11 protein-coding genes and 1 pseudogene are annotated in these 11,569 nt (G+C 45.9%); 2 read left to right on the plus strand and 10 right to left on the minus strand.

All coding sequences use genetic code 11. The features are described 5' to 3' along the window. Nucleotides 1-215 precede the first annotated feature (215 nt). From E5983_RS06590 to rplK, 7 genes are all read right to left on the minus strand, one after another. Nucleotides 216-914, minus strand: a complete 699-nt coding sequence (locus E5983_RS06590) for a 3-oxoacyl-ACP reductase (protein WP_160333087.1) — start codon at nucleotides 912-914, stop codon at nucleotides 216-218. Further along, nucleotides 907-1,143 (minus strand): DUF2829 domain-containing protein, encoded by a 237-nt coding sequence (locus E5983_RS06595; protein ID WP_160333088.1) that lies wholly within the window; start codon nucleotides 1,141-1,143, stop codon nucleotides 907-909. Before E5983_RS06595 ends, E5983_RS06590 begins: the two co-directional genes overlap by 8 nt. A 37-nt stretch (nucleotides 1,144-1,180) precedes the next feature. Next, nucleotides 1,181-1,984, minus strand: coding sequence for an MBL fold metallo-hydrolase (locus E5983_RS06600; RefSeq protein WP_160333089.1), 804 nt, complete (start codon nucleotides 1,982-1,984; stop codon nucleotides 1,181-1,183). After that, a complete protein-coding gene (gene vicK / locus E5983_RS06605) occupies nucleotides 1,974-3,341 on the minus strand; it encodes a cell wall metabolism sensor histidine kinase VicK (RefSeq protein ID WP_160333090.1) in 1,368 nt (455 codons plus the stop codon). Before vicK ends, E5983_RS06600 begins: the two co-directional genes overlap by 11 nt. Further along, nucleotides 3,331-4,035, minus strand: coding sequence for a response regulator YycF (yycF, locus tag E5983_RS06610; RefSeq protein ID WP_160333091.1), 705 nt, complete (start codon nucleotides 4,033-4,035; stop codon nucleotides 3,331-3,333). Before yycF ends, vicK begins: the two co-directional genes overlap by 11 nt. 83 nt (nucleotides 4,036-4,118) lie before the next feature. Further along, nucleotides 4,119-4,808 (minus strand): 50S ribosomal protein L1, encoded by a 690-nt coding sequence (rplA, locus tag E5983_RS06615; protein WP_160333092.1) that lies wholly within the window; start codon nucleotides 4,806-4,808, stop codon nucleotides 4,119-4,121. Between the two features lie 93 nt (nucleotides 4,809-4,901). After that, entirely contained in the window at nucleotides 4,902-5,327 is a 426-nt protein-coding gene (rplK, locus tag E5983_RS06620; RefSeq protein ID WP_160333093.1) for a 50S ribosomal protein L11, read from the minus strand. 194 nt (nucleotides 5,328-5,521) lie between these two features. Here rplK and E5983_RS06625 point away from each other — a divergent pair, with 194 nt between their 5' ends. Further along, entirely contained in the window at nucleotides 5,522-5,872 is a 351-nt protein-coding gene (locus E5983_RS06625; RefSeq protein WP_160333094.1) for a DUF3397 family protein, read from the plus strand. A gap of 32 nt (nucleotides 5,873-5,904) precedes the next feature. Here E5983_RS06625 and gloA2 read toward each other — a convergent pair whose 3' ends face one another. The 3 genes and pseudogenes from gloA2 to E5983_RS06640 all read right to left on the minus strand — a co-directional run bounded on the left by gloA2 (nucleotide 5,905) and on the right by E5983_RS06640 (nucleotide 9,743). Continuing rightward, nucleotides 5,905-6,291, minus strand: a complete 387-nt coding sequence (gloA2, locus tag E5983_RS06630) for an SMU1112c/YaeR family gloxylase I-like metalloprotein (RefSeq protein WP_160333095.1) — start codon at nucleotides 6,289-6,291, stop codon at nucleotides 5,905-5,907. A gap of 1 nt (nucleotide 6,292) precedes the next feature. Beyond that, a pseudogene (locus tag E5983_RS06635) lies at nucleotides 6,293-8,167 on the minus strand (DNA translocase FtsK); the annotation flags it as partial. Between the two features lie 463 nt (nucleotides 8,168-8,630). Then, nucleotides 8,631-9,743 (minus strand): AI-2E family transporter, encoded by a 1,113-nt coding sequence (locus E5983_RS06640; protein WP_160333097.1) that lies wholly within the window; start codon nucleotides 9,741-9,743, stop codon nucleotides 8,631-8,633. A 276-nt stretch (nucleotides 9,744-10,019) separates the two neighbouring features. Here E5983_RS06640 and E5983_RS06645 point away from each other — a divergent pair, with 276 nt between their 5' ends. Further along, on the plus strand, nucleotides 10,020-11,393 hold the full coding sequence (locus E5983_RS06645; RefSeq protein WP_202056533.1) for a glycosyltransferase family protein: 1,374 nt from the start codon (nucleotides 10,020-10,022) through the stop codon (nucleotides 11,391-11,393). Nucleotides 11,394-11,569 lie beyond the last annotated feature (176 nt).

Below are 11,569 nucleotides of genomic sequence, written 5' to 3' on the forward strand. Positions count from 1 at the left end.
CCCCCACCACAGGGAAAGCATCTCATAGAAATTCGAAAGAAGCCGGATTCGGATTGACGTTAAAACCATCTCAACACCCTTATTAAAAAGCTAAATAATAAAAGCCTAAAACTGTCAGTTTTCAGGGATTCCACACAACTTGACAAAGAGCCAAAAAAGGGAGTGGAACAGAAGTACTCCTTCTCTATCCCACTCCCAAAACAGCTATTTTCTTCTTATTTCAGAGTCCAACCACCATCAATGGTCACAATCGCTCCTTGCATGGAGGCCATCTTACCACTAGCCAAAAAAACGGTCAGATCGGCCACCTCCTCTGGCTGAGTCCAACGCTGGATCGGGGTCTCCTGGGCCACCCACTCCGCCAAACCTCCAGGTTCAAAGTCGGCCTGGGTCATTCCAGTCTGGACAGCCCCTGGAGCAATCCCAAAAATCTGAACGCCACTTCCTGCATAATCAAGAGCCATCTGCTTGGTCAGTCCCATCAATGCATGTTTAGAGCTGGTATAAGCAGCTCCTCCGCCCCCAGCTATATGACTCGCAATGGAACACATGGTGATAATGACCCCTGCTCCTACCGATACCATTTTGTTCAAATAGAAACGACTCATTTCCATCGGTACACGGACATTGGTTTCATAGATCCGATCCCACAACTCTCGCGACATCTCTAACAGTGGGGTATAGGCATCAAGAATCCCAGCTGTTAGCAGCAGCACATCCACTTGGTCAACCCAGGAAAAGACGGCTTCCAGATCTTGTGTCAGATCCACCTGGAGAAAGTGGAAATCCCCCGGCAAATCTGGAGCTAGCTTTTGATCAAGGCCATAGACCTGATCGCCCAGCTCCAAAAAAGCCCGGGCTTGGGCTAAACCAATCCCCGAGGAGACGCCTGTAATCAAGACCTTCCTAGGCATCCACTTCTACCCAATCCTCAGCCAAGACATCACAGGGAGTTGGGCTCCACATGGAATAGCCCTCCCCTTGACCAGACACATGAATTAGGAAGTAGGGAGTTACTTCTAACATCTGGCCATTGACTTCCAAGTGGTCAAACAGTTGAACAAAATTCTCTGCACCACCCCATCCCTGACGCACATATTTTTTCTTAGCCCGTAAGCCAGGCAAAATCTCTTCAAAACGCATTGCTTCTCCTCTTTTTTCTAGTTAGTCTACAAAGCACTTAAATCCAAGTCAAGGGACTGGCCTGATCAGGCGAAGTATCCAAGACCTGGAAATCGTGTCCAACAGCCAAATCGGCTTGTGCCAGATTGTTGACCATGGTCATGTGGGCCAACTCTTTAATGTTATTTTCCTTACTGAGATGGCCTAGATAGATTTTCTTGGTCTGGTTGCCCAGGGTGCGAATCATGGTTTCTGCCCCATCCTCATTGGACAAATGACCCTTGTCGGACAAAATCCGTTGTTTCAAGGACCAGGGATAGCGACCGCTGCGAAGAATTTCAATGTCATGGTTGCTTTCAATCAGGTAAGCATCGGCATTTTCAATCACTCCTGCTAGACGGTCACTGACATAGCCAGTATCTGTCAACATGACAAAGCTTTTCTGGTCCTTCATAAACCGGTAAAATTGCGGAGCCGCCGCATCATGGCTGACCCCGTAACTTTCAATGTCCAAATCTCCAAAGGTCAGGGTTTTGCCCATTTCAAAAACATGTTTCTGGTCGGTCCTAATTTTTCCGAGGTGGCCTTTCATGGCATCCCAGGTCTCTTGGTTGGCATAAATGTCCAGATTATATTTTCGGGCCAAAACCCCAACTCCGTGGATATGGTCCTTATGTTCATGGGTAACAAAAATCGCAGCTAGGTCCTTGGCACTACGGTCGATTTCGGCTAAGAGACTTTCGATTTTTTTACCAGATAAGCCCGCATCAACTAAAATTCGCTTCTTTTCACTTTCTACATAAAATGAATTGCCACTCGATCCCGAGGCTAAAATACTATACTGAAATCCTTTATCCGTCACTTTCTACATCCGTTCCTGTTTGGTCCTCCCAATCTCCTGTTTCGGAGAGGGATTTTTCATATGGTAAAACAATGGTAAAACTAGATCCCTTGCCATACTCACTCTTGGCCCAGATAAAGCCCTGGTGCTGTTTGACAATTTCTTTGGCAATAGCAAGACCGAGACCGGTTCCCCCCTGAGCCCGGCTACGCGCCTTGTCCACTCGGTAAAAACGGTCGAAAATTTTAGGCAGGTCTTTCTGGGGGATCCCCAAGCCCTGGTCTGCAATCACAATAATCAATTGGGAATCGGTGGTCTGCATGGAGACGGTAATTTTACCACCATCTGGTGAGTACTTGATGGCATTGTTGAGAATATTGTCCAAAACCTGATTCATCTTATCCGTATCAATCTCAATCCAAATTGGAGAAATGGGGTATTGCCGCACAATCTCATAGTGTTTGCTTTCCTCTTGGCTACGGATTTTATCAAACCGATTCAGGATGTGGGTCATAAAAGCCGTGAAGTTAATCAACTCGACTTCCAAATCACTGGCCTCGTTATCAATTCGCGACAAGCTCAAAAGATCGGTGATCATCCGCATCATCCGGTTGGTTTCCGTCAGGGATACATGAATAAAATCTGGTGCCACCGGTTCGGTCAGAGCCCCGTCTTCCAAAGCTTCCAAATAGGATTTAACACTAGTCAAGGGGGTCCGCAATTCGTGGCTGACATTGGAAACAAACAAACGGCGCTCCCGTTCTTCCTTCTCCTGCTCTGTCGTATCGTGCAAGACTGCAACCAAGCCCGAAACAAAGCCACTTTCTCGTCTCACTAGGGCAAAACGAACCCTGAGACTTAGATACTCACCATTAGCATCCTGGCTATCAATGGTATCCACTGGTGTTTCCACAATCAGTTGGCGCAGGTCATAGCGATCCTCAATCTTTAATAGTTGCAAAATCGGTTGGCCCAGGGCAGCTTCTTCGCTGACCCCCAACATCCGGCAGGCCATATCATTAATCAGAGTAATATCACCTCGCCGGTTGGTCGCTAGAACCCCATCCGTCATATAAGATAGGACACTGGACAAGCGAGTTGTCTCCTGCTCCAGATTTTCCTGGGTCAGACGAATCACATCCGACAAATCATTGACGGATGTGATGAGCTCTCGAATATCTGGACTTTGCGAATCCAGCTCCAAGCGATTATACTGACCGGAAATCAGTTCTTCTATTTTCTCATTTAATTTGCGAATTTTTTGGTTATCTTTTCGATTTTCATAAGCCAAAAGCGCCACAACAATGATAAAAGAAACGACAATTAGGCCAAAAATAATATCGCTGGTAAAGAGAAAATCACGAATCTTAATGATCATGGCGGATATAGTAGCCGACACCACGGCGCGTGAGAATGTATTCCGGACGACTTGGGTTATCTTCTATCTTCTCCCGCAGGCGGCGGATGGTTACATCGACAGTTCGAACATCCCCAAAATAGTCATAACCCCAGACCGTCTCCAAGAGGTGTTCCCGGGTCATAACCTGCCCCACATGAGAAGCTAGGTGTAAGAGCAATTCAAATTCACGGTGGGTTAGTTCCAATTCCTGGTCCCGCTTATGCGCCACAAAGGCTTCTGGGAAAATCCGTAAATCACGAATCACCAATTCACTGGGCTTGCCAGCCTCTTCTTCCTGGGCATCGGCAATCAACTCGGTCCGGCGCAGAACCGCCTTGACCCGAGCCAGCAATTCACGATTGGAAAAAGGCTTGGTCACATAGTCGTCTGCTCCAATTTCGAGACCAATCACCTTATCAAACTCGGAATCTTTTGCCGATAGCATGATAATCGGAATATTGCTGGTCCGGCGAATGGTCTTGGCCACTTCCAAACCATCAATCTCCGGCAACATCAAATCCAAAATCACGATATCCGGCTGTTCCGCTTCAAAAACGTCTAAGGCTGCTTGGCCATCAAAGGCTGTCACAACCTCATAGCCTTCCTTGGTCATGTTAAATTTTATAATATCGGAGATGGGTTTTTCATCATCTACTACTAAAATTTTCTTCATATCGATCCACCTTTCTCGATCCTCTCATCATTATACCAAAAAAGAGACTAGAACTTTCCTTCTAGCCTCTTTTTATCCCCTTCTTAGAAAGAAGATGGGTCTACTTTGATACCAACACCTTGTGTAGTTGTGATGGTTACGTTTGTCATGTAAGTACCTTTAGCTGTAGCTGGTTTCGCTTTAACCACTACGTCATGGAAAGCTTTGAAGTTTTCAACCAATTTATCAGCATCAAAGGATACTTTACCGATGATTGCTTGAACGTTACCAGCGCGGTCTGCACGGTAAGTGATTTTTCCACCTTTAGACTCTTCAACTGCTTTTGCAACATCCATTGTTACAGTACCAGTTTTAGGGTTTGGCATCAAGTTACGTGGTCCAAGAACACGTCCAAGACGTCCAACAAGAGCCATCATGTCAGGTGTTGCAACAACCACGTCGAAATCTAACCAACCACCGTTGATTTTTTCAACAAGGTCTTCTTCACCAACAAAGTCAGCACCAGCAGCTTTTGCTTCTTCAGCTTTTGCTCCACGCGCAAATACCAAGACACGTTGTGTTTTACCAGTACCGTTTGGAAGAACCATCGCACCACGGATTTGTTGATCCGCTTTTTTAACATCGATGTTCAAGTTGTAAGCAACTTCTACAGTTGCATCAAATTTTGCAAAGTTTGTTTCTTTCGCAAGTGCTACAGCTTCTTCTACGCTGTATGCTTTTGTGCTGTCGATTTTTTCAAGAGCAGCACGTAGTTGTTTGCTTTTTTTAGCCATTTTCTATTCTCCTTGTTTAGTGGTTCAATCGATTTTCATCTCCCACGTCACTCATCGAACTGATGAAGTCTTGCGGGTTTTGGGCGTTATTGATTAGTCAACAACAGTGAATCCCATAGAACGAGCAGTACCTTCAATCATACGCATTGCTGCTTCAACAGACGCTGCGTTCAAATCTGGCATTTTAGTTTCAGCGATTTCTTGTACTTGAGCACGTGTAACAGTTGCTACTTTTTCAGTGTTTGGAGTACCAGAACCTTTTTCAACTCCTGCAGCTTTCTTAAGAAGAACAGCAGCTGGAGGTGTTTTTGTTACGAATGTAAATGATTTATCTTCATAAACAGAGATAACAACAGGGATAATCATACCAGCTTGATCTGCTGTACGAGCGTTAAACTCTTTGGTGAATCCCATGATGTTGATACCTGCTTGACCAAGCGCTGGACCAACTGGTGGAGCTGGTGTCGCTTTACCGGCAGGGATTTGCAATTTAACAATATTTTCGACTTTTTTAGCCATTTTTTAAATCCTCCTTTGTGGTTTTGGCGGTAAGATCAGTTTTTTACCTCCCACAAGTATGCGAATCGCATACCTTCTTAGTATACAGCTTTTTGGAAAAAAAGCAAGAGAAAAGTTCAGTTCTTTTTTAATTTTTTGCCCAAAAAAGACTTTCCATGTTAAAATGGAGGAAATGACCTGAGGAGTAGACTTATATGCTTTTTTTACAAATACTTGCTTTAGCCCTGCTGGCTGGAATCCCCATCATCAGTCTATTTCTAACCCGTCTACTCCCAATTCACATGATCGGATTACGGGCTATGGACTTAATGGGGCCCCTGTTTGCTGTTGCCTTTTACTGGGTCTCCAGCCAAGCCTTTTACCATAATTTTTTACCCGAACTGGGCCTCGCCCTGGGAGTCCTTGGCTTACTGCTCATCTGCTACTTCCTCATCCGCTACCGCGCCTTCTATTACCCGAAATTCTTCAAATACTACTGGCGCCTATCCTTCCTCCTGATGATCTTTATGTACTTAGCTATGACCATCTCACTCTTTTTCCAGTAAAAAACTGTGTGGCCGCGGCCACACAGTTTTTTTTATTCATGTAATTCCAAAGGGAGACCGTCGGGGTCAAAGAAGAAGGCCATCTTCTTCTGGGTAAAGTCATCGTAGCGGAGTCCCTGGTGGGGAATCCCCACCTCGTCAAAATAGGCTAGGGTTGCCTGAACATCGTCGACCTTAAAGGCCAAGTGACGCAGACCCGTATGTTCCGGGTGAGGCAGGGCTGGTCTTTTGGGAGCCTGGGGTTTGACAAACAGCTCCAAGACCAGGCCGTTTTTCTCGACCAGGATCAGGCGATCCTCCTTGTCGGGACGAACATGGTCCGCCTGAACGGTGAAGCCTAGATGCTCCACATAAAATTCCAGCATGCGTTCAGCATTGTGGCCAATAATGGCAATATGATCAACTCCGCTAAATTCCATCTCAATTCTCCTCTAACTGATTTATCAAAACCTTGCGGGGTTTAGTCCCTTCCGCCGGTCCAATGACTCCTGCCTGTTCCAACTCTTCCATTAACCGCGTTGCCCGATTAAAGCCAACGGATAAACGCCGCTGGATCATAGAAGCTGAGGCTTTCTGGGTTTCAACAACCAGGGTCTTGGCCTGGTTAAAGAGCGGATCTCCCTGACTAGAGCCGCTACCTCCAGCCTCATCCAGCTCACTAACCTCTCCTGGATCAAAGGCCTCATCATAATCAACCTCAGCCTGCTCTTTAATGTAATTGACCAACCGTTCAACAGCATCATCCGAAATAAAGGATCCTTGGAGCCGCACTGGATGATTCTCATCAATCGGTTTAAAGAGCATATCGCCCCGCCCCAAGAGCTTCTCTGCCCCATTTTCATCCAGAATGGTTCGACTATCCGTTCCACTGGACACAGCAAAGGCCACTCGGCTCGGCACATTGGCCTTGATTAAGCCACTGATAACATCCACGCTTGGACGCTGGGTTGCTAGAATCATATGGATCCCCGCTGCGCGCGCTTTTTGACCCAAACGAATAATGGCATCCTCAACTTCCTTGCTAGCCACCATCATCAAGTCAGCCAACTCATCCACAATCACCACAATAAGAGGTAGTGGCACTTCTTTTAGCTCTGAGGTCTGGTTATGGGCTGCCACGCGTTCATTATAACCCTGGATATTCCGCGCTCCCACTTTCGAAAAACGTTGGTAGCGATCTTCCATCTCATCCACCACTTTTTGCAGGGCACGACTGGCCTTACGGGGATTGGTCACTACCGGAATCAAGAGATGGGGAATATCATTATAGACCGATAGTTCGACCATTTTGGGGTCAATCATCAGAAATTTAACCTGGTCTGGACGCGCCTTCATCAGAATACTGGCAATGATCCCGTTAACTGCAACTGATTTTCCAGATCCTGTTGAGCCCGCCACCAATAAGTGCGGCATCTTGGCTAGGTCAAAGCTACGGACCTGGCCATTAACCGCCTTCCCAAGCGGCAATTCCAAAAGTTTGGCTGGATCAAGCTTGGCTTGTTCCCAAAGTTCCCGGAAACCAACCGTCGCCACCTCACTATTGGGCACCTCGATTCCGACCAAGGACTTGCCTGGAATGGGAGCTTCAATCCGCACATCCTTGGCTGCCAGAGCCAAGGCCAAATCATCTGCTAGATTGGAAATCCGGTTCACCCGAACACCTACAGCCGGCTTGATTTCATACTTGGTCACCGAAGGGCCAATCTCGGCCCGCTCCACCTTGGCATCGATGGAGAAGGAAGCAAAGGTGGATTCCAAGATGCGGACATTTTCCCGGACCTGCTGTTGCTCCCGCGCCTGACTCTTGGCTTTTTCCTTGGGAAAGAGATTTATGCTGGGCAACACATAGGGTCCCAAAGGACTGCTTTCTAATCTTTCTGGGAAAGGCAGCTCCTCTTCTAGGGTCTCCACTTCTTCCAAGTAAATAGCTGGTGCCTCAGACAGGGGCCCCGAATCTAGGATCTCGCCAGTTTCTAAATCAACTAGGGGTAAGGGAGCTTCAGGAACTAGCTCTTTTTCAGGAAGGACAGCCAACTCTTGCTGCTCTTCCTCTCTTATCCTTTTGGCCTCAAGCCGTCGCTGGCGCTCCCGCAAATAAAGGCTTTCCCCTGCTTCTGTCAACTGCTGATAAGTATTCAAGAGCCAATCCCCCACATCGTAGATGGAAAGTTGGCTGAGCAAGAGACTTCCGAGAGCCAAAAAAAGCGCGCCAATAAAGTAGGATCCGATATTTGAAAATAAAAAAGCAATCGGAATATAAAGCAGGAGACCCAAAAGCCCGCCCCCCACAAATTGCGTAACTTGCAATCCCAAGAGCTCACTGCTGAGTATGCCCAACTGCGCATTCAAAAGGCCTACCTCAGCTGGAAGTTGACCAAACAGATAAGCCTCCCAAATCAGCAGCAAACCTGCAAAAATAGAGACCACCCCAGGCCAAAAACCGGGACGATCCCGTAGCCATTTGAAAGTAAAGAGATAGATAAAAAGTGCCACTAGGAAGACGGGAGCCAGACTCCCGACACCCCAACGAATCAAATTATAAAGTGTACGACCAAAAGCCCCCACTTGCAAGAGGGCAATCACGATCAGAACCGCTAGACCAAGTGAGATAAACATCCGCCGAATTGCGGCCTGTCTAGCCTGCTCAGCCTTGCTAGGTCTTCTAGTTTTAGTACCTGTAGTTTTCTTTTTAGTTGCCATGTTTCTATTATACCATCTCGTGGCCCTTATCCCACATGGAGACAAAGAAAGGATTTTTCTACAATTCTGTATCCAACTGCTTGCGCATTTGATTTTCCTTATGCCCTTCATAGAGTTCCCACAGAAACTTCACAATTTCTTTTAAAATCGAATATAAAGGTATAGCCACAATCATGCCTACGATTCCATAGATATTACTCGATAATAGCAACAAGACCATAATCGTAATTGGATGAACCTTCATCACTCCCCCAACAATCCGAGGGTAGAGAATATTGCCATCCACCTGTTGCAAAATCAGCATATAAACCAGGGCAATCAACATCTTCTGCGGATCCAAAAAGGCATAGGTGATCACCATGGGAATCAGACCAATCGTTGGTCCCACATAGGGAATCAAATTACAAAGTCCTGAAAAAATTGCGAAAATCAAGGCATAACGAATCCCAATAATCGAGTAACCAGCCAGAGTTAGACTGAAAATAATCAAGGCATCAATGGAGATTCCACTAATATAACGAGCAATCGTTTTATTCAGAGTGACCAGTAGGGAAGCAATCCCTAACGAATCCCGCTTCAGAACCGTCCGCTGCAACATGGGCAAGAATTTCTTACCATCTAATAGGAAATAAACCAAGAAAATCGGTGTCATAATCAGAACAAAGGCTGTATTGACCACCGCTGAGAACAGGCTACCTAGACTCGTTGTTACATTATTGAGGATATTCTGCAAAATATCCACATAGGACAGGTTTAAGTCTGACACCGTTTTTTGCAAATCCACATTCCGCAAGAGGGGCTCTTGAGCCAAGTTATTGACCAGAGACTGAGCCTCCTTGTAAATTCCCTGACTGGCAGCAATCAAACTGGTTAACTGATGGATCAAAATCGGCAGCAAATAAACCACTGCCCAGACCACAAGCCCAATCACACCCGCAACCGCTAAAAGGCTACCAATGCCCCGCTTAATTTTGAAAATTCGCTCCATACCTTCCACAATCGGATTGGTAATGTAATAAAAAAAGGCGGCTAAGATAAAGGGAATTAAAATGGTATTTAAGACCCGAACAACCGGTGTAACAATCTCCCCCATCTCTCGCCACAAAAAGAGAACGAGACTACAGAGAAGTATTTCGACCGTCCAAAAAAATAATTTACTCTTTTGAAACATCGCATCCTCCTTTCCTTATTCTAGCATAATTGTGGTATGATTTTAGAAGAATATTTCAATCCAAGAAAGAGGTGGCTCTTCGTGCGCCGTTTTTTTAACTACTTAAGTCAGTTCGGAACCTACCTAATGCTTCTACTAGCCGGACTCTTTTGTACCTTCTTTAGTTTTTCAAGCCTATTTGTCACAAGCTTCATCCCCATAAAAATTTCTGAGGGAGTACTTTTCCAAACCAATCCCTGGTTTTTCCTTCCCTGCTTAGGACTTTTTATCTGGGGCTTGGTGAGTTTGCGATCTTCCTTTGAAAAGCTGTCTGACAAGCAGTTTTTTAAAATCCTAACCATCCTCTATCTCCTCATGGGGGCCTACTTGCTCTTCAATGTTGAGGGGCAAATTCGAGCGGATGCTAAACATGTCTACAAGGCCGCACTAGCCTTCAATCAAGGCAACTTTGAATCCTTGACCACCATCGGTGCCTACATGTACCGCAATCCTCATCAGCTGGGACTCCTTAGTCTAGAACGTATCTATGCCGCAATCCTCCCAACTACCTATTTGGCCTTTGGCATGAATCTGGTCTGGACCCTGACCAATAACTATTTAATTTGGAGATTGGGACGAACCTGGGGACTGAGCCAGCTAGCTCGAAATTACCTACTCTTCTTCTGCTTTGCCTTCCTCCCCCATTTCTTCTTTATTCTCTTTGTCTATGGCAGCACCGTTGGTTTAACCGCCTGCCTACTCAGTCTGACCTTTTACCAGAAATTTGCTAAAAAGGAACAGATTCGCTATGGACTCTTGTCCGCTGTTTTCCTGGGTATCGCTTGTGTCATCCGAAACAACTATATGATCTTCGGATTAACGATCTTGGGAATTTTAACCCTATCTATTCTCAAAAAATTCAGTTGGAAAAAAGTATTGGTTGGAGTCAGCTGCATCCTCTGTATGGTAGGCATGAACAAGGCTGTCCTGTCCTACTACGAAGGGGTTATTGACCAAGAGATTGGCCCAGGAACTCCCAAAATTGCCTATGTCACCATGGGACTCCGGGATGATCCAAACCGCAAGACCCTGGGAGGCTGGTATGACGGTTACAATACCAAAATTCTCCAACGAAACAATTTTAATGAAGAACAGGCCACAGACATGGCCAAACGCGACTTACGCAAACGGATCGTTACCTTCCTTAAAAATCCGCTGTATGCTGGACATTTCTTTTTCCAAAAAGTCTACTCCACTTGGACCGAACCTACTTTCCAGTCCATTTGGACTGGCCCCAATCGTTGGGAGCGGAACCAGGAGACCTTTACCCCACTCCTCCAATCTCTTTATGAGGGACGCAGCGCTTATCGGATTTTCCACTTTTTAATGAGTCTGCTCCTATGGACCCTCTACACAACAGCTGCCATCTACCTCTTTCACCTCCTGCGGAAAATCCAACCCGATTTTCCTTCCACACAATTAGCTGGAGCGATCTTCCTGATCGGCGGCTTCCTCTTTCACCTCATTTGGGAAACCAAAAGCCAGTATGTCTATATGTACATTCTCCTTTTGCCCCCCTATTCAGCGCAAGGCTTTGAAATTCTCCTATCCTATTTGGATAACCGAAAAAAGCAGCCAAGTAAGGCTGCTACTAGGCAAACTTCCGTGTGAGGTTTGTCTTTTTTTAATTTTAAGGGCTCTTTGTCAAGTTGTGTGGAATCCTTGAAAACTGACAGTTTTAGGCTTTTATTATTTAGCTTTTTAATAAGGGTGTTGAGATGGTTTTAACGTCAATCCGAATCCGGCTTCTTTCGAATTTCTATGAGATGCTTTCCCTGTGGTGGGGG

This window comes from Streptococcus danieliae, from assembly GCF_009767945.1.
Taxonomy (GTDB): domain Bacteria; phylum Bacillota; class Bacilli; order Lactobacillales; family Streptococcaceae; genus Streptococcus; species Streptococcus danieliae.